Annotated in this window: 15 protein-coding genes; 1 reads left to right on the top strand and 14 read right to left on the bottom strand. The window is 66.1% G+C overall.

What is annotated here, in order from left to right; all coding sequences use genetic code 11:
* Positions 1 to 85 precede the first annotated feature (85 nt).
* Complete coding sequence (locus DNK34_RS00990) at positions 86 to 301, top strand: AbrB/MazE/SpoVT family DNA-binding domain-containing protein (RefSeq protein ID WP_131174200.1); 216 nt, start codon at positions 86 to 88, stop codon at positions 299 to 301.
* A gap of 8 nt (positions 302 to 309) precedes the next feature.
* On the opposite strand, the gene DNK34_RS00985 is transcribed toward DNK34_RS00990, so the two are convergent.
* The 14 genes from DNK34_RS00985 to acnB form a co-directional block, all read right to left on the bottom strand.
* Entirely contained in the window at positions 310 to 1,038 is a 729-nt protein-coding gene (locus DNK34_RS00985) for a UTRA domain-containing protein (protein WP_131174266.1), read from the bottom strand.
* A 50-nt stretch (positions 1,039 to 1,088) separates the two neighbouring features.
* Complete coding sequence (pnuC, locus tag DNK34_RS00980) at positions 1,089 to 1,697, bottom strand: nicotinamide riboside transporter PnuC (RefSeq protein WP_131174201.1); 609 nt, start codon at positions 1,695 to 1,697, stop codon at positions 1,089 to 1,091.
* Between the two features lie 50 nt (positions 1,698 to 1,747).
* Positions 1,748 to 2,560 carry a 5'-nucleotidase, lipoprotein e(P4) family gene (locus DNK34_RS00975; protein ID WP_131174267.1) on the bottom strand — a complete coding sequence of 271 codons (813 nt, stop codon included), beginning with the start codon at positions 2,558 to 2,560 and terminating at the stop codon, positions 1,748 to 1,750.
* 9 nt (positions 2,561 to 2,569) lie between these two features.
* Positions 2,570 to 4,726, bottom strand: coding sequence for a TonB-dependent siderophore receptor (locus DNK34_RS00970; protein ID WP_131174202.1), 2,157 nt, complete (start codon positions 4,724 to 4,726; stop codon positions 2,570 to 2,572).
* Positions 4,727 to 4,806: 80 nt separating this feature from the next.
* Positions 4,807 to 5,697: a sulfurtransferase gene (locus tag DNK34_RS00965; RefSeq protein ID WP_131174203.1), complete on the bottom strand. Its 891-nt coding sequence runs from the start codon at positions 5,695 to 5,697 to the stop codon at positions 4,807 to 4,809.
* Positions 5,698 to 5,705: 8 nt separating this feature from the next.
* On the bottom strand, positions 5,706 to 6,857 hold the full coding sequence (locus DNK34_RS00960; RefSeq protein WP_131174204.1) for a phosphotransferase enzyme family protein: 1,152 nt from the start codon (positions 6,855 to 6,857) through the stop codon (positions 5,706 to 5,708).
* Complete coding sequence (locus tag DNK34_RS00955; RefSeq protein ID WP_131174205.1) at positions 6,854 to 7,774, bottom strand: ABC transporter substrate-binding protein; 921 nt, start codon at positions 7,772 to 7,774, stop codon at positions 6,854 to 6,856. Before DNK34_RS00955 ends, DNK34_RS00960 begins: the two co-directional genes overlap by 4 nt.
* A gap of 400 nt (positions 7,775 to 8,174) precedes the next feature.
* Positions 8,175 to 8,453, bottom strand: coding sequence for a peptidylprolyl isomerase (locus DNK34_RS00950; protein WP_131174206.1), 279 nt, complete (start codon positions 8,451 to 8,453; stop codon positions 8,175 to 8,177).
* Between the two features lie 155 nt (positions 8,454 to 8,608).
* Positions 8,609 to 10,564: an acetoacetate--CoA ligase gene (locus DNK34_RS00945; protein ID WP_131174207.1), complete on the bottom strand. Its 1,956-nt coding sequence runs from the start codon at positions 10,562 to 10,564 to the stop codon at positions 8,609 to 8,611.
* Between the two features lie 60 nt (positions 10,565 to 10,624).
* The gene (locus tag DNK34_RS00940; RefSeq protein ID WP_131174208.1) at positions 10,625 to 11,395 is read right to left on the bottom strand and encodes a 3-hydroxybutyrate dehydrogenase; all 771 of its coding nucleotides are present in this window, start codon (positions 11,393 to 11,395) and stop codon (positions 10,625 to 10,627) included.
* Between the two features lie 37 nt (positions 11,396 to 11,432).
* Positions 11,433 to 12,824, bottom strand: a complete 1,392-nt coding sequence (locus DNK34_RS00935) for a GntP family permease (RefSeq protein ID WP_131174209.1) — start codon at positions 12,822 to 12,824, stop codon at positions 11,433 to 11,435.
* Between the two features lie 293 nt (positions 12,825 to 13,117).
* Entirely contained in the window at positions 13,118 to 14,515 is a 1,398-nt protein-coding gene (locus DNK34_RS00930) for a sigma-54 interaction domain-containing protein (RefSeq protein WP_131174210.1), read from the bottom strand.
* 84 nt (positions 14,516 to 14,599) lie between these two features.
* A complete protein-coding gene (gene alaC, locus DNK34_RS00925; protein ID WP_131174211.1) occupies positions 14,600 to 15,844 on the bottom strand; it encodes an alanine transaminase in 1,245 nt (414 codons plus the stop codon).
* Between the two features lie 228 nt (positions 15,845 to 16,072).
* On the bottom strand, positions 16,073 to 18,673 hold the full coding sequence (gene acnB, locus DNK34_RS00920; RefSeq protein ID WP_131174212.1) for a bifunctional aconitate hydratase 2/2-methylisocitrate dehydratase: 2,601 nt from the start codon (positions 18,671 to 18,673) through the stop codon (positions 16,073 to 16,075).
* Positions 18,674 to 19,050: the final 377 nt, after the last annotated feature.

Here is a 19,050-nt window from a genome sequence, read left to right as displayed (position 1 = left end):
AGGATAAATCCCCAACGGCTGAAGGCTTTGTGCCAGCCGCCCTGCAGCTCGCAGCGAGTCATTCTCACTGACACAGGAAAAGACCATGGAGACGATGGCGGTAACGATCGAGGACTGGGACGGCGACGGCGCCATACGGCTACCCGACGAAGCCTTGCAGGAGTTGGGGGTGGATGTGGGTGACAGGCTTTACATCGTCGAAACCTTCGTGGGTAACCAGCGAGCTTTCGTGCTTTCCAGGTTGCCACGGATTCCCGGGCGGATTGACGAGCTTGCCGAACAGCTCGGCAGCAAGGACTGAAGATGCCGTCAGCCCGGGTAGCGGGTATCGAGCACGACGGTCAGCGAGTCGGAGCGCCACAGTTCCTGGTCGAATTCCACCGGTTGATCGTGCTCGCCGAAGTTCAGCCGTTCCAGGTAGAAACTGCTCGAGCCGGGGGATACCTGCAGCAGTTCGGCCTGCACGTCATTGACCGTTCCGGGGCGCATGCTCATCTCGCTGCGCGAATGTACCCGTGCGAAGCGCTCGCGCAGCAGGGCGGTCAATGAGCCGTTGAGGTCGTGCGAGAGCAGCCCGGGGCACCAGCTGGCGAGCAGGGCGTTGTATTCCAGCAGCACCGGTCGTCGATCCACCCAGCGTCGGCGTTGCAGATAGAACACCGCCTGTTCGGGGTGATCGAGCCCCATGCGCTTGGCCAGCCAGGCGCCAGCGGGGCGCAGCTCGGCGTGCAGGCATTCGGTGACCGGTATTCTCCCCTGGGCCACGACATACTCCATGAAGCCGCTGGTGCGCGTAGGGTCGTAGCGCACGCGCGGCGGGCTGAGGTACCAGCCGCGGCGGTTTTCCCGATAGATCAGGCCATCGGTCTCGAGCAACTGCAAGGCCTGGCGCAGGGTCACCCGCGTGCAGCCGAAGCGCTCGGCCAGGTCGCGCTCGGGTGGCAGCTTGCTCGCGCTGGCCAGGGCGCCCTGGCTGATGTCGATGACCAGTTGATCGCGGATACGCAGGTAATGCGGTTGGCTGGCGCGCAGGGTCATCCGGCGTTGCCCTGGAGGTGCCTGAGCGTCATCCATGCTGGTATCTCCTCTCATCGTGCCGCCTGTGTAGCGGCGTCCGGGAGGGCTGTCCGGCTCCGCTCCTGGGCCTGCAGATCCTTCTGCCAGGTGCGCAGGCCATAAACCGCCAGCACGATGAAGCCGGCATACAGGGCCGCGGTGAGGTACAGATCCTTGTACAGAAACAGACCGACATAGACGCTATCCAGCACGATCCACAAATACCAGCTGGCGGCATACTTGCGCGCCGCCCAGAGGCTGGCGACCAGGCTGAAGGCGCTCAGGGCCGAGTCCAGCCAAGGCAGCGCGGCATCGGTGAAGTGCTGCATCAATGCCCCCAGCAGGCCCGCGCCTGCCAGGCCGACGGCCAGTCCCAGCAGGCCTTCGCGTGCCGGCAGGCGTTCGATCCGCACCTTGCCGGAGACACTGTGCCCGCTGCTCCAGCGCCACCAGCCGTAACCCTGCAGCACGGCGAAAACCAGTTGCAGGAGCATGTCGGAGTAGAGCTTCACCCCATGGAAAATCCATGCGTAGAGCAGCACCGCGACAACGTTGACCGGCCAGCACCAGCGTATGCGCTGCGCGGTGAGCCAGACGCCGACGATATTGAAGATGACCGCCACGACTTCCAGCGTAGACATCGGTGTTTCCTCGATTGACCGGCGTAGCCGGCAGGTACGGTTAGCCGCCGCTAGCGCCGCAGCGCCTGTTGCTTGAGCGCGCGTTTGCGGGGCAGGGGCAAGGCTTCACGATCCTGGTAGGGCGCGCTGTACCAGCCGCCATGGGTCGGATTGGGCAGCAGGAACCAGCGCTGCCCCAGCCAGGCCAGGTAAGGCGCGGCGGCGTCGCGCCCGGCTGCCAGGCTGTTCGGCGCCTCGATGAAGTCGCCCACCAGCATCAGCACGCGAGCTCGCGACCCGACCCACTGGCGCCGGCAGGTCTTGTCCGAGCCGCTGGCCTGGCAGCCTCCCGTCGGCGTCCCGGCGGTGAGAATCTGTTCGCTGCCGGCGATGGGAAATCCGGCTCGTTGCAGATTGGCCAGGGTCGCCTGTTCCTGGCCATGGCTACGGTTGGTCAGGTAGTAAGGCTTGATCCCCAGGCGGACGGCGGCCTGGATGAACTCGAGCGCCCCGGGCAGCGCCGGGGCGCGGGCGTCTTCGACCCACTGATTCCACAGCCCGTAGTCATAAGGCTGGTCGGCGACGATGGCGTGGGCGTTCAGCGACGTGTTATCCAGCAGCGTTTCGTCGATATCGACGATCAGCGCCGGCGGCAGCCCGTGCAGCTCGCGTGGCGCCTGGGCCAGTGCGTCCCAGGCGGGATCGCCCAGGGCGGTCTGCAGTTGGCGGGTGGCGGCGGCGAATACCTGGCGATAGATCAGTTCGTGCTCGATGGAGGTCTGCGTCCACAACACCGCGTCGAGCTGGTCGTTGGCCGGCGGGTGCTGCTGGCAGCCGGTGAGGGCGGCCAGCAGCAGGCTGGCAAGAAAACCGCATGGGCGCATGGGCATGCCTCAGAAGTTCACGCTGGCGGAGAGGCGCGCGGTACGTGGCGCGCCGGGGAACAGGTAGCCATCCCCCGCGGATTCGCCGACGTCGCGCCAGTAGCGCTTGTCGAACAGGTTGTCGACGGTCAGACGGAATACGGTCTCGTAACCGTCGATGCGGGTGCTGTAGCGGCCGCCCAGGTCGAACACCGTATAGGCGCCGACCTTGGCCTCGGTGGCCTGGTTGGCGTATTTGCTGCCGCTGTAGCGGGCGCCGCCGAGCAGCGCCAGGCCATTCACGCCGGGTACGCTGTAGTCCGCATACAGGCTGGCGCGCAAGGTCGGCACGTTGGGCGACTGATGGCCTTCGTAGGCCTCGCTGCCACTGCCGTCGACCCGGGCGCGAATGGCCGCGGCACTGGCCGACAGCTGCAGCCGTTCGCTCAGCCAGCCGCTGGCGGACAGCTCCAGGCCGATGTTCTTCTGCTGGCCCTGTTGCACGTAGGTGAAGCTGCCATCGTCGTTGGGCTGCGAGTATTGATAGGCCTTGCGAATCTGGAACAGGGCGGCCGTCAGGCTCAGGCGCTGCCAGTCGCGCTTGATACCCAGCTCGAACTGCCTGGATACCGTGGGGGCGAGGAATTCGTCGGCGTTGGTGGTGAACCAGGGGGCTTCGCCGCCCAGCGACAGCCCTTTGCTGTAGCTGGCGTAGAGCGAGGTATCGGGGCGTGGCTTGTAGATCAATGCCACGCTCGGCAGAAGCTCCGAACGCCGGGTATGGCGGGTGGTGTCGCCGTCCCGGTCGTAGGTTTCCTCGTCCAGGCGCACCTGGCGTGCGCCGAGCACTGCCTGCCAGTGTTCGCCGAGGCTGATCCGGTCGTTGGCGAACAGCCCGTACTGCCGGCTGTCCAGGCGCTGGTAGGTATGCCCGAGCGGGACGTCGGTCGGGCTCAGCTCGGCCACGGGTTGGTCGATCGTGCCGCTGCCGATCCATTCGTTGACCGAGCCGCGGCGGTCGACCAGGCGCCGCGAGGCACTGCTGCCGATGGTCAGTTCATGCCTGAACGGGCCGCTGTCGAAGCTGCCGGCGAACGCCGCTTGCAGTTCGTCATTGCGGCGGGTGTCGTCGGGGCTGCGGTAGTCGTAGATGTCGTACTCGCCCTCGGCGCTGAAGTAATTGGGAACGCTCGCGGTGGCGCAACTGGCGGCGCCGTAGCAGCCCCAGGCGAAGGCGCTGTAGTCGTCGATCACCACGCGGCTGCGCGAGGCGCTCAGGCTGCCGCTCCAGTTGTCGTCGAACTGGTACTGGAAGCGTCCGTTGAGGTTGAGCGAGTCGATACCGACCGGGTTGGACCAGGGTTGGTAGGCCAGCAGATCCTTGGGGTCGATGCCACGGGGCACCTCGCTGCCGCCGAGCAACTGGTAACCGGGTACCGAGCGTTGCTCGCGGCTCTGGTATTCCGCATCCAGTTGCAGCTGGGCCGCCGGGCTGATGCCCCAGTCCAGGGCCAGGGAGGCGAAGTCGCGGCTGCCGTCGGTGTGCTCGACGTAGGAGCGGATGTCCTCGTGGGCGAGGTTGGCGCGGATGCCGAACTGCTGCTCGCTACCGAACCAGCGACCGAGGTCGGTGGCGATGTAGCGCTCGCCCTGCTCGTTGCTCGAGACGCTCAGCGAGCGCACGTTCTGCGGGCGCTTGGTGACATAGTTGACCAGCCCGCCGGGTTCGCTCACGCCGCTCTGCAAGCCCGACAGGCCCTTGAGCACTTCCACTTGCTGCTTGTTCTCCAGCGCGACGTTCTGCTCGCCGGCGATGGTGCGGCCGTTGATCCTGTAGCTGCTGGCGGCGTTCAGCGAGAAACCGCGGATCACGAAGTTCTCGTAATAGCCGATCGGCGCATAGGCTTCGCCGATCGAAGCGTCGTTCTGCAGGACGTCGCTGAGCAGCCTGGCCTGCTGGTCTTGCAGCAGGCGTTCGGTGAATACCGCCACCGATGCCGGGGTGTCCACCAGGGCGGCTTCGTCGAAGCCGCCTACCGCCGCCTTGGTGGCCTGGTAGCCATCGCTCTGCTGGCCAAGCACGGTGACGGTGTCCAGGACGGTGCTCGACTGCGCCCAGAGCAGGCCGGGGTGAAGGGCCAGGGCCAGCAGGCCGAGGCGGAAACGGTGTCGGGGTACGGGTGCCATGGGCGACTCCTTGAGGGCCGACAACGCGGGAGAGGAAGCCTCGCATCCTCGCGCTGACGTGCCTGCTACTGTTGTGAAGGTCAGGCCGGAGCTGCTCCGGTGGTCATTGGTAAGGCGTGGTCGGCTGCCCATTGCTGCAGTGAGCCGTCATAGATGGCCACCTGTTCGCGGCCCAGCAGGGTCAGGGCGAGCGCCGTCGCCGCCGCCGATATGCCGCCGCCGCAATACAGAATCAGGGGTTGCGTGCCGTTCAGCAGGTCGGCGCCCAGGGCCTGGGCCAGCGCGGCGGGCGGCAGGTAACGCCCCTGCGCATCGAACAGCGCGCGAGCCGGGCGATTGAGGCTGCCGGGGATATGTCCGCGGCGGGCATAGCGGGTCACCGCCCGCCCTTCGAACAGCGCGGCCGACAGCGCGCAGACCAGGGTTCCCGGCGCCTCCCCGGCGGCCACGGCCTGTACCGTCTCGTGGCTGGCCCAGTAGCCGGGCAGGGGGGTGAGGGTGAGTTCGGTTGGGTTTTCGCCGCCGGCTTCTTCGCCGCTGCATTCGGCCAGTCCGGCGCGACGCCAGGCCTTGAAGCCGCCATCGAGCATGCGTGCGGCGATGCCCAGGCTGCGCAGCATCCACCACAGGCGGGCGGCCCAGAAACCGTCGTGGCGATCATAGAGCACGATGTTCTCGGCACGACCGACACCCAGCGCGCCGAGCGCGTGTTCGAGTGAACGGGGATCGGGCAGGGCGAAGCTGAAGTCGGCCGACGGGTCGGCCAGCGCTTCCAGCAGATCGGCATGCCGGGCACCGGGAATATGGTCTTGCAGCCAGGCCTGGCGCCCGCTGGCGACCTGGTAGTCGCCATCGAAACGGGGCGCGGCCAGCTCGACGCTGGCATCCACAACCAGTGTGGAGGGCTGGTCCAGGATGAGCTGCAGGCCGGGCGGGTCGATCAGGATTCGCCGAGGGTCGAGTGAGAGCATGCGGATTCCTAGGTATCGGCCTGCGCCAGGCGCTGCAGATGGTTCAACAGGCGCGAACCTTCCGCGTCGTGAAACCAGCGGGTATGGCCGATGAGAAAGGCGTGGTAGGCCACATCGGCGCTGCCGACGGACTGCACGATGCCGTTGAAGTAGGCGATTTCGGCCAGGGCGAAGTCGGCATGCACCAAGGGCAGGAGCGCGGCCAGTGTGAGCAGGTCGAGACGGCTCAGCGGCCGCCTGCTTCGATAGCCGGCAAGCAGCGCATCGAGCGCATCGAGATCCGCGGCGGCACGGCCACCGGCGTCCAGTTCGAGCCAGGGAATGCAATTGCGCTCCACCGCCGTCGCCAGGTCGAACATGGCGAAGGTGCGGTCGCACAGGCCGAAATCCAGCACGCTCGCCACCCCTGTCGAGACCTGCTCAGCGTTCCACAGCAGGTTCGAGGCATGCCAGTCGTTGTGCGTCCAGAGCGGCTTCTGGATTGCCAGCAGCGGTAGCAGGGCACGGTGCAAGGGAGGTATCAGCTCGTCCAGGTCGCGGCGCCAGTCCTTGTCCGCCAGGTAAGCGGCGAGTGCCGGCTGTTGCCGCTGCGCCTGTTCGATGGCCGCCAGCGGATCGGCCTGACTGAACAGGCGCAGATTGGCCACCAATACCGGCGTGCGCCGTGCCGCAGCCGCGTAGCCGTCCGCCGCCCGGTGCAGTTCGGCCAGCGCGACACCGGCGGCATGGGCGTGGTGGCGGTCGAGAAAGGGCGTCCAGGACTGGGCATCGCGATAAAGGTCGACGCCGGCGGCCAGCGGCAGCACTTCGTACGTCCAGTCGCCCAGGCTCAGGGCGCTGCGTCCGTCGCGGGCGGCCAGGGGCACGACCACGGGTGCGCCATGCGCATGCAGGTGGCGAATGAAGCGGTGTTCCTCTTCCAGCCAGTCGACTTCGCGAACCAGGCGATGGTGGCGTTTGACGAATACCTCTGCCGTCGCCGTCTGCGCCCTGGCCGCCGCCGAGAAGGGACGCGGGCTGTGCCAGGACAGGCCGTGCAGGGTGCCACTATCCGGATAATGCTGCAGCAGTGTGGCGACCTCTTCCTCGCCCAATGCGGGCCAGTCGGCGGCGACCAGCTCCAGGCCCAGGCCATGGGCCGCACGTATCTGTCCGTTCATGGATGCACGTCCGGCAGGTAGGCGTTACTGGTCGCGCCGCGCCAGGCGCTGGCATCCGCGAGTACACCATGCTGGTGCAGCCAGTCGGCATAAGGTGCCAGCAGCGCCTCGCGCTGTTCGCCCCAGCGCTCCTGGTGCAACCAGGTCGGAGCGATGTGCTGCAGTGAGCGGCTCAGCAGTTCGCTCGGGAAGTAGGGCGTAGTGGCCTCGTAGGCCGGCAGAACGCTCAGGGGTTCGGCGGCGGCGGCGAGAAAGCCGCGAGCGGTCGCGGCGAGAAAGGCCCGGGCGCGCTCGGGATCCTCCTCGAGCCAGCGCTGGTGGGTGCCGAGCAGGTAACTGTGATAGGCCGGTGCGCCGATCTGATCCACGGGCCAGACCACGCGGCGGGTGCTGGGAACGGGGCTGTCCATGAGGGCCTCCCAGGCCCAGTAGCCGCCGAAGCTGGCATCGGCCGCGCCGGCGGCCAGTTGCTCGGGGCGCAGTTCGCGCACACCGCTGTCGACGATGACGATCGCCTCGGGATCGCCGCCGTCGGCGGCCACCAGATGGCGAACCATGGCCAATCCGCGCGGTGTCGGGTTGAGCGCCAGGCGTTTGCCGGCCAGGTCGCGTGGACGTTGGATGCCGGAGTCCGTCAGCGTCTGGATCGCCTCCAGCCCACGCTGATTGATCGCCGCGATGCCCAGCAGCGGCTGGCCCAGCGCGCGGCGTACCAACAGGCGGTTGCTGGGAAACACACCGACATCGGCATTGCCGCGCAGCAGGTGTTCGAGGGTGTCGCCATGGTAGGTATCCGGCACCAGCAGTTGCACATCCAGCCCGGCCTCCCGGTACCAGCCGCGCTCACGGGCCAGGTAGAAGCCGGCCGAGTTTGGCCAGGGATGAAAGTACTCCAGCATGACCCTCAGGGTAACCATCGTGATGCTCCAGTGCGTTTGTCTTGCGGCTCGCAGCGGATTTAATGAGAGGGCATCTGGTATATACCAATACTCTTTGCTGCTATTTTTATTCACTAATCGAATAAAATTTGTTTCTGTAATGCGAAATCATCGTCGTGGCGCGCCAGGTATGGCCACAGGCTGTCCGGCGTCGACGTACCGTGAGCGAGAAGAAACGGGTGGCACGCTACCGGTACCGCTAAGCGCTTGTGCCGTCGATGAGGGCCTGATCGCGAGCGAGCGGACTATGGCAATGGTGGTGGGCTCCGTGCCGGGCGTCAGGCGGCCATCCGCCGGTCACCCAGGCGCCTCCGGCTGCGCTGAGCATCCGCTGTCGCCAGCGCCGACGTTTGACTCGGCCGGACGCGCCGACCAGCGCTCAATCGCGGAAGAACACCTGCACCAGGTGATAGCCGAACTGGCTTTTCACCGGGCCGTGAATCTCGCGCAGCGGCTTCTTGAAGATGATCTGATCGATGGCGCGCACCATCTGCCCGGGGCGTACCTCGCCGAGGTCGCCGCCGCGCTTGCCGGAGGGGCAGGTCGAGTGCTTGCGGGCCAGCACGTCGAAGGCTTCGCCGGCGGCGATCCGTTTCTTCAGGGCCTTGGCTTCATCCTCGGTCTTGACCAGGATGTGACGAGCCATTGCTTTGGCCATGATGGCACCTCATTTGCGCAAGGGGGGGGACGGGGCCAGGGCAGCGGCGCTGGCGTGGCGATTATCGCCCAGCGGCCAGCGTCCGCCCATGGGCAATGCCGTGGTGCGGCCAAGCGCGCCTTCGCGACAGATCGCGGCACCGACAAAAGCGCCTTTCACGCCTGCAGTTGCGGCAGGTCGCGATACAACTCCAGTGCCTGCGGGTTGGCCAGGGCGTCGGTGTTCTTCACCGGCTGGCCGTGCACCACGTTGCGCACCGCCAGTTCGACGATCTTGCCACTGATGGTGCGCGGGATATCCGCCACGGCGATAATCCGCGCCGGTACGTGGCGGGCGGTGGTATGGCTGCGGATGGTCTGGCGGATGCGCGCCTGCAGGGCCTCGTCGAGTTCGACGCCGTCGCGCAGGCGCACGAACAGCACCACGCGCACATCGCCATCCCATTGCTGGCCGATGGCGATGGATTCCAGCACTTCTTCGACCCTTTCCACCTGGCGGTAGATTTCCGCGGTACCGATCCGCACGCCGCCCGGGTTGAGCACGGCATCGGAGCGGCCATGGATGATCACCCCGCCGTGGGCCGTCTGTTCGGCGTAGTCGCCATGGGCCCAGACGCCAGGGAAGGTGTCGAAGTAGGCGCTGCGGAATTTCTCGCCATCGGCGTCGTTCCAGAAGCCCACCGGCATGGCGGGGAAATGTCGGGCGCAGACCAGCTCGCCCTTTTCGCCGAGCAGCGCCTTGCCGTCGTCGTTCCAGACCTGCACGTCCATGCCCAGGCCCTTGCACTGGATCTCGCCGCGGTACACCGGCAACACCGGGTTGCCCAGGGCGAAGCAGGAGACGATATCGGTGCCGCCGGAGATGGACGACAGGCAGACATCGGCCTTGATGTCACGGTAGACGTAATCGAAGCTCTCGTGGGCCAGCGGCGAGCCGGTCGAGAGAATCGCCTTGAGCCGTTGCAGGCGGTGGCTTTCGCGCGGCCTGGCGCCGGCCTTCTCCAGGGCGGCGATATATTTGGCGCTGGTGCCGAAGATGCTGATGTCCTCGGCGTCGATCAGGTCGAGCAGGCGGTTGGTGTCGGGCTGGAACGGCGAGCCGTCGTACAGCACCAGGGTCGCGCCAAGGGCCAGGCCGGAAACCTGCCAGTTCCACATCATCCAGCCGCAGGTGGTGTAGTAGAACAGGGTGTCTTCGGCCTGCAGGTCGCTGTGCAGGCCCAGCTCCTTGACGTGCTGCAGCAGGGTGCCGCCGACGCCGTGGACGATGCACTTGGGCACGCCGGTGGTGCCGCTGGAGTAGAGGATGTACAGCGGTTGTTCGAAGGGTACCGGGGTGAACTGCGGCTCGCCGCCGGGGCTGTAGAAGTCTTGCCAGAGGGTGGTTGGAGCCACCGACTTGTAATCGGTTGGTTTGGCTTCGGCACGGGAGTAGGGCACCACCACCAACTGCTGCAGGCTGGGTAACTGGGCGAGGATCTGGTTGAGCTTGTCGGTGAGGTCGAGGCTCTTGCCGGCGTAGCGGTAGCCGGCGCAGGCGATCAGCACCTTGGGTTCGATCTGGCCAAAGCGATCGATCACGCCCTGGGTACCGAAGTCCGGCGAGCAGCTCGACCAGATCGCGCCGAGACTGGCGGTGGCGAGCATGCCCACCACCGTCTGCCAGGTATTGGGCATGCAGGCCGCCACGCGGTCACCGACACCCACGCCAGCGGCCTGGAGGCTGCGCTGCAGGCCAGCCACATGTTCGGCCAGCTCGGCATGGCTGAGTTGTTCGCGGCTGCCATCCTCGCCGATCGCGATGATCGCCGGGTGCGGGTCGCGCCGGCGCAGCAACTGCTCGGCGAAGTTCAGCGTGGCGCCGGGAAACCAGTGCGCGCCGGGCATGCGCTGGCCTTCTTCGAGCACGCTGCGGGGCGCCTGGTTGAAGCGGATAGCGAAGACCTCGACGATGGCCTGCCAGAAGGCCGCGCGCTCGGCCACGCTCCAGGCGTGCAACGCCGCATGGTCGGCCAGCTCGAGGCCATGGCGCTGGTTGACGAAGCGGCGAAAGGCGTCCATGCGGGTGGCGCCGATACGGGCGGGCGAGGGTGTCCAGAGCGGTTGTTGCATCGTGCTACCTCTAATTCTTGTTGTCTTGGGAGAGTATGGTCGATCAGCGCTGCGGCCGGGTCATTGGGCCAACCAGCCGCCATCCATGTTCCAGGCCGCCCCGCGCACCTGGGCGGCGGCGTCGCTGCACAGGAACAGGGTCAGCTCGCCGAGCTGCTGCGGGGTGACGAATTCCAGTGACGGCTGTTTTTCCGCCAGCAGGGCGCGCCGCGCCGCTTCGCTGTCGCCGCTTTGCGCGGCGCGGGCGTCGATCTGCGCCTGCACCAGGGGCGTCAGCACCCAGCCCGGGCAGATGGCGTTGCAGGTGATGCCGGTGGTGGCGGTTTCCAGGGCCACGGCCTTGCTCAGGCCGATCAGCCCGTGCTTGGCCGCCACGTAGGCGCTCTTGCCGGGCGATGCGACCAGGCCGTGGGCCGAGGCGACATTGACGATGCGCCCCCAGTTGCGCCGACGCATGCCGGGCAGTACCAGGCGCATGCTGTGAAAGGCCGAGGACAGGTTGATGGCGATGATGGCGTCCCAGCGCTCCGGGGCGAATGTTTCCAGCGGCGCGACATGCTGGATGCCGGCGTTGTTGACCAGGATGTCGACGCCGCCGAATTCGTCCTCGGCATAGGCGATCATGGCGGCGATCTGTTCGGGATCGGCCACGTCGGCAGGGTGGTGGCCGACCTTGCCGCCGAATGCCGCCACCGCGTCGATGGCCGCCTGGCTGTCGCCAAAGCCGTTGAGGATCAGGTCGGCCCCGGCCTCGGCCAGCACCAGGGCGATGCCCAGGCCGATACCGCTGGTGGAACCGGTGACCAGTGCGCGCTTGCCGTTCAGGTTCATGCTGGACTCCTTGCGGGCGCCGCCCGCCGTGGTGGCTTCAGACGATGCCGGTGGCGTAGAAGACGGCGATCACGAAGAACACCGCCAGGGTCTTGATCAGGGTGATGCCGAAGATGTCCTTGTAGGCTTCCCGGTGGCTCAGCCCGGTCACCGCCAGCAGGGTGATCACCGCGCCGTTGTGCGGCAGGGTGTCCATGCCGCCGCTGGCCATGGAGGCCACGCGGTGCAGCACGTCCAGCGGGATGTTGGCGGCGTTGGCGGCGGCGATGAAGCTGTCCGACATGGCCGCCAGGGCGATGCTCATGCCGCCCGACGCCGAGCCGGTGATGCCCGCCAGCAAGGTCACGGTAACCGCCTCGTTGACCAGCGGGTCGGGGATGTTCTTGAGCGCATCGGCGAGCACCAGGAAGCCCGGCAGCGCGGCGATCACCGCGCCGAAGCCGTATTCCGACGCGGTATTCATCGCCGCCAGCAACGAACCGCCCACGGCGCTCTTGGTGCCTTCGGCGAGCTTTTCGCGGATCACTCCGAAGGCGCTCACCAGCACCAGCAGGATACCCAGCAGCAGGGCGGCCTGCACGGCCCAGATCGCCGTCAGCTTGCTCACGTCGGTCTGCAGTGGCGCCGGCATGCCGGCCAGCTGCAGGCTGTGGCTGGTGCCGTAGAACTCGGGAATCCAGTGGGTGAACAGCAGGTTGGCGATACCCACCAGCAACAGCGGCGCAATGGCCAGCCAGGGGCTCGGCAACCTGATGTCATCCGGGGTTTCCGGTTCGTTGCGCAACGCCTGGCCATAGCCTTCGCCGGTGCGCTGGGCCTTGGCCAGTTGCCGGCGCAGGTAGAGCATGCCGACGCCGAAGACGAACAGGCTGCCGATCAGGCCCAGCCAGGGGGCGGCCCAGGCCGTGGTATTGAAGAAGGTGGTGGGGATGATGTTCTGGATCTGCGGCGTGCCGGGCAGGGCGTCCATGGTGAAGCTGAATGCGCCAAGGGCGATGGTCGCCGGAATCAGGCGTTTGGGGATGTCGCTCTGGCGGAACATCTCGGCGGCGAAGGGATAGACCGCGAACACCACCACGAACAGCGATACGCCGCCATAGGTGAGCAGGGCGCAGACCAGCACGATCACCAGCATCGCCTGACCGCTGCCGAGCAGGCCGATGGCCGCGGCGACGATCGAGCGCGAGAAGCCGGACAGTTCGATCAGCTTGCCGAACACGGCGCCGAGCAGGAACACCGGGAAGTACAGCTTGATGAAACCGACCATCTTTTCCATGAACACCCCGGTGAAGACCGGGGCCACGGCGCTGGGGTCGGTGAACAGCACGGCGCCGAGGGCGGCGATGGGAGCGAAGAGGATGACGCTGTAGCCGCGGTAGGCGGCCAGCATCAGTAGAGCCAGTGAAGCGAGGGCGATGATGACACTCATCGGCGATCTCCTGACCCTGCAGCATGGCGAAGCGAAAGGCTGCCCGGGGCCATTCGAGAAACTCGCACAGGCGCTGTGGGCGCTTTTGTTTTTGTTGTCGGCGACGGGGTATCCCGCAATCGCTCTGTAGCGAGATTCATGCCATTTTTATAACTTTATGATTTGTAAGGATTTATTTTTATGCTCGGGGCAGGGAAAGAAGGTTTTTCCCATTTGTGGGACGAGAAGCTCGTGGCGATGCGCCAGAAAGGCCGCCGCAGACGCTTGTCCCGGTATTGGGACAAGTCCCGGAATCAGGACGAGAGGCCGAGTTCGAGCATCTTCCGGTATAGGGTCGAACGCCCCAGACCCAGGTGTTGCGCGGCCTGCCGCACATCGCCCGCGGTCGCGGCCAGCGCCTGGCCGATCAGTTGGCGTTCGAAATGGGCTCTGGCCTGATGAAAGTCTTCGACCTGCCCGCCGTTCGCGGCCGGGGAACGGGCGCTGGGCGTCTGCAGGGTTCCGATGGCCGAGGCCAGCGCGGCGCTGTCCAGCAGCGTTTCGTCGCTGAGCAGGCAGGCGCGTTCGAGGACATTGTGCAGTTCGCGCACATTGCCCGGCCAGGCGTGGTGGGCGAGCAGCGCCAGCGCTTCGGGATGCAGCTCGTGCTGGCCCAGCAGGGTATCGAGGATCGCTTCGCACAGGGCCGGCAGGTCGTCCAGGCGCTCGCGCAGGGGCGGCACGGCGATGCTCAGCACGTTGAGCCGGTAGTACAGGTCGGCGCGGAAGGCGCCGCGTTGCACGGCCGCTGCCAGATCGATCGAGGTGGCGGCGATCAGGCGCACGTCGCTGTGCAGCACCTCGTTGGAACCCAGCGGTTCGAATTCCTTTTCCTGCAGCACGCGCAGCAACTTGCTCTGCAGGGGCAGCGGCATGTCGCCGATCTCGTCGAGGAACAGGGTGCCGCCACTGGCGATCTGCAACTTGCCGGCGCGCCCCTTGCGGTCGGCCCCGGTGAAGGCGCCAGGGGCGGTTCCGAAGAACTCGGCTTCGAGCAGGGTTTCCGGAATGGCGGCGGTGTTCAGGCTGACGAAGGGCTTGTTCGCCCGTGCCGAGGCATTGTGGATGGCGTGGGCGAGCAATTCCTTGCCGGTGCCCGTCTCGCCGAGCAGCAGCACCGGGGACTCGCTGGCGGCACTGCGCCGGGCCAGGCGTTTGACCTCCAGGCTGCGGGCGCTGGTGCCGATGAAGTGGGCGAAGCTGTACTTGGCCTGGCGGGCCTTCAGCAGCGAGCGGGTCGAGGCCAGTTCTTCCTGCATGGCCTGGTATCGGCTCAGCAGCGGCGACAGCGAGCGCAATTCGTCGAACAGGGCGAAACCGATGGCGCCGATCACCGCGCCGGCGTCATCGTGGATGGGCAGGCGCATGACCACCAGCGGTTCCTTGGGCGTATCCATCATGTCCAGCAGGATCGGCCGGCCGCTGTTGACCACCTCGCGCAGCAGGCTGCCGGGAATCACGCTTTCGCAGGGTTCGCCGATGGCCTCGCTGGCCCGCTCGAGGCCGAAGCGCTGGGCATAGCGCTCGTTCATCCAGACGATGCGCGCGTCACGGTCGACGATGATGGTGCCTTCGCTGGACTGCTCGAAGATTTCGAACAGCGACCGTATCGCCAGTTGGCGAACGTGGGGGTAGTTGCCGAGGTTGTTCATATCGCTCGTGGTCGCGGCGCGCAGTGGGTGCGCCGATCATAAACCAGTTGCGCGTGGCACGCCGGGGCGTACCACGCTCGGCGCCTATGGCGCGGCAGGCGCCTTGCGCGCAGGCTTCAGGGCGGGAGGCTGGATCAGCCCGTCGCTGCGGAACATCGTCTTGATGCCACGTACCGCCTGGCGGATACGGTCATGGTTCTCGATCAGGGCGAAGCGCACGTGGTCGTCGCCGTATTCGCCGAAGCCGATGCCCGGCGACACGCAGACCTTGGCCTCGGCCAGCAGCTTCTTGGCGAACTCCAGCGAGCCCAGGCGGGCGTAAGGCTCGGGGATCTTCGCCCAGACGTACATCGAGGCCTTGGGGTTCTCGACCATCCAGCCGATCTCGTGCAGGCCCTTGACCAGCACGTTGCGCCGTTGCCGGTACTGCTCGGCGATATCGCGCACGCACTGCTGGTCGCCTTCCAGGGCGGCGATGGCGGCAACCTGCAGGGGCGTGAAGGTGCCGTAGTCGTGGTAGCTCTTGATCCGCGCCAGGGCGTTGACCAGTTCCGGGTTGCCGACCATGAAGCCGATGCGCCAGCCGGCCATGTTGTAGCTCTTGGACAGGGTGAAGAACTCCACGGCGATGTCCTTGGCGCCGGGCACCTGCATGATCGAGGGCGCCTTCCAGCCGTCGTAGACGATGTCGGCGTAGGCCAGGTCATGGATCACCAGCACGTTGTACTGCCTGGCCAGGGCCACCACGCGCTCGAAGAAGTCCAGCTCCACGCACTGGGCGGTGGGGTTGGAGGGGAAGCCGAGGATCATCATCTTCGGCTTGGGGATGCTCTCGCGGATTGCCCGCTCGACCTCGACGAAGAAATCCACGCCCGGCACCAGCGGCACCGAGCGCACCTGGGCGCCGGCGATCACCGCGCCATAGATGTGGATCGGGTAGCTGGGGTTGGGCACCAGCACGGTGTCGCCATGGTCGAGGGTGGCCAGCATCAGGTGCGCCAGGCCTTCCTTGGAGCCGATGGTGACGATGGCCTCGCTTTCCGGGTCGATGTCGACCTGGTAGCGGTCCTTGTACCAGTGCGAGATGGCCCGGCGCAGACGCGGGATGCCGCGCGAGGCGGAGTAGCCATGGGTGTCGTCGCGCCGGGCGACCTGGACGAGCTTTTCCACGATGTGCGGCGGTGTCGCGCCATCGGGGTTGCCCATGCTCAGGTCGATGATGTCCTCGCCACGGCGGCGGGCGGCCATCTTCAGTTCGGCGGTGATGTTGAATACGTAGGGGGGGAGACGATCGATGCGCGCAAAGCGGCGCGAAGCCTGGTCAGCCATGCTTTCCTCGGAGAACGTAAGCGCCCGGAACCGTCCGAGCGACGTTGGCCACTGCGGTGGCCAGAACGCGACGATAAGCGCCGCCGCGGGCTTTGTCGAGAGGTTCGTGAAAAACGCCGGGCAAGACGCAAGCGGCAGCCAAGAGCCTGTTCAAGCCTGCGGCTTTCCTGCATGTCGGGCAAAAAGAAGCCCCGCACGGGGCGGGGCTCTTTAGTTACCGATGACGCGTCAGGCTTGCACGACCGGGATATTGGCGTTGGCGGCCGCTTCACGGAACTCGGCGATCTGGTCGAAGCTCAGGTAGCGGTATACGTCCGCCGCCATGCTGTCGATCTTGCCGGCGTATTCCATGTACTCCTCGACGGTCGGCAGGCGACCCAGGATGGACGCGACGGACGCCAGCTCGGCCGAGGCCAGGTAGACGTTGGCGCCGTCACCCAGACGGTTCGGGAAGTTACGGGTCGAGGTCGACACCACGGTGGAGTTCGGTTCGACACGCGCCTGGTTACCCATGCACAGCGAGCAGCCCGGCATTTCCATGCGTGCGCCAGCCTTGCCGTAGATGCCGTAGTAGCCTTCCTCGGTCAGCTGGTGGGCGTCCATCTTGGTCGGCGGCGACAGCCACAGACGGGTCGGCAACTGGCCCTTGACCTGCTCCAGCAGCTTGCCGGCCGCGCGGAAGTGACCGATGTTGGTCATGCACGAACCGATGAACACTTCGTCGATCTTCTCGCCGGCGACGCTGGAGAGCAGGCGGGCATCGTCCGGGTCGTTCGGCGCGCAGAGCACGGGCTCCTTGACGTCGGCCAGGTCGATCTCGATGACTTCGGCGTATTCGGCGTCCTTGTCGGCTTCCATCAGCTCGGGATTGGCGACCCAGGCTTCCATCGCCTGCGCGCGGCGCTCCAGGGTGCGCGGATCGCCGTAACCCTGTTCGATCATCCAGCGCAGCAGGGTGATGTTGGAGTTCAGGTACTCGGTGATCGACTCTTTCGACAGCTTGATGGTGCAACCGGCAGCGGAGCGCTCGGCCGAGGCGTCGGACAGTTCGAAGGCCTGTTCCACGGTCAGGGTTTCCAGGCCTTCGATCTCCAGGATGCGGCCGGAGAAGGCGTTCTTCTTGCCTTTCTTCTCGACGGTCAGCAGGCCTTTCTGGATCGCGTAGTAGGGAATGGCATGCACCAGGTCACGCAGGGTGACGCCGGGCTGCAGCTTGCCCTTGAAGCGCACCAGGATCGACTCCGGCATGTCCAGCGGCATGACGCCGGTGGCGGCGGCGAAGGCGACCAGGCCGGAACCGGCCGGGAAGGAGATGCCGATCGGGAAGCGCGTGTGCGAGTCGCCGCCGGTGCCGACGGTATCGGGCAGCAGCATGCGGTTCAGCCAGCTGTGGATGATGCCGTCGCCCGGACGCAGGGACACGCCGCCACGGGTCATGATGAAGTCGGGCAGGGTGTGGTGGGTGGTGACGTCGATCGGCTTCGGATACGCCGCGGTGTGGCAGAAGGACTGCATCACCAGATCCGTGGAGAAGCCCAGGCAAGCCAGGTCTTTCAGCTCGTCGCGGGTCATCGGGCCGGTGGTGTCCTGGGAGCCGACGGTGGTCATCTTCGGCTCGCAGTAGGTGCCCGGGCGAACGCCGGCGACGCCGCAGGCCTTGCCGACCATCTTCTGTGCCAGGGTGAAACCCTTGCTGCTTTCGGCGGGGGCTTCCGGCTTCTTGAACAGGTCGGACGGCGGCAGGCCCAGCTCGGCGCGCGCCTTCTCGGTCAGGCCGCGGCCGATGATCAGCGGGATACGGCCGCCGGCACGGACTTCGTCGAGCAGAACCGGGGTCTTCAGTTCGAAGGTGGTCAGCACTTCGTCGCTGTCGTGCTTGGTGACCTTGCCGGCATAGGGGTATACGTCGATGACGTCGCCCATGTTCATGTTCGAAACGTCGAACTCGATCGGCAGGGCGCCGGCGTCTTCCATGGTGTTGTAGAAGATCGGCGCGATCTTGCTGCCGAAGCAGAAGCCACCGGCGCGCTTGTTCGGCACGTAGGGCACGTCGTCGCCGAAGAACCACAGCACCGAGTTGGTGGCCGATTTACGCGAGGAGCCGGTGCCGACCACGTCGCCGACATAGGCGATGGGGAAGCCCTGGCCGCGCATTTCCTCGATCTGCTTCATCGGGCCGATGACGCCCTGCTGGTCGGGGACGATACCCTCGCGCGCCATCTTCAGCATGGCCAGGGCGTGCAGCGGGATGTCCGGGCGTGACCAGGCATCGGGCGCCGGCGACAGGTCGTCGGTGTTGGTTTCGCCGGTGACCTTGAACACGCGCAGGCTGATCTTGTCGGCCAGGGTCGGACGATTCTTGAACCATTCGCCGTCGGCCCAGGATTGCAGCACGCCCTGGGCATGGGCATTACCGGCCTTGGCTTTTTCGGCGACGTCGTGGAAGGCGTCGAACATCAGCAGGGTGTGCTTGAGCTGGGCGGCGGCGACCGGCGCCAGCTCGCTGTCGTCCAGCAGTTCGACCAGGGTGACGATGTTGTAGCCGCCCTGCATGGTGCCGAGCAGTTCGACGGCGCGCTTCTTGTCGAGCAGAGGGGAGGAGGCTTCGCCCTTGGCCAGCGCGGAGAGGAAACCGGCCTTGACGTAGGCGGCTTCGTCGACGCCTGGCGGTACGCGGTTGGTGATCAGGTCGAGGAGGAATTCTTCTTCGCCGGCTGGCGGGTTCTTCAGCAGGTCGACCAGACCCGCGGTTTGTTCGGCGTTTAGCGGCTGGGGCACGATACCCTGGGCGGCACGCTCTGCTACGTGTTTGCGGTAGGCTTCAAGCACAGTTATTACCCTCATCAGTGGTCCCAAAGGGGTGTCCGGGACGCATGCAGGGAATCGCCAGACACATCCGCACAGCCGCTTCATGAGCGGCACGCGATGGTTTCAACGATTCCATCCAGAAGCTGTTTTCAAAGTTTTACGCCGGCAGGACGGGGTAGATGAGGGGTTGGCGTGGTCATGGCGATGACCGCGCCAACATCGTACCTGCAGGATGACTGTGCTCGTGACGCTTTGAAAACAGCTTCCAACGGACATTGGCGCCTTTAGCAAGGCGGGACGATTCTACTGGAAAGCTGCGGTAAAGTTAAGCGAAAGACCCGTCTCCCCCTGGGGTGATCTGCCTTAGACAAAGGGCTAAGATGCACGACGTTTACTTC

The organism is Phytopseudomonas dryadis, from assembly GCF_004327355.1.
GTDB lineage: Bacteria > Pseudomonadota > Gammaproteobacteria > Pseudomonadales > Pseudomonadaceae > Aquipseudomonas > Aquipseudomonas dryadis.
Note: the sequence above shows the minus strand (reverse complement) of the source record. Positions and strands in the feature narration are given on the sequence as shown.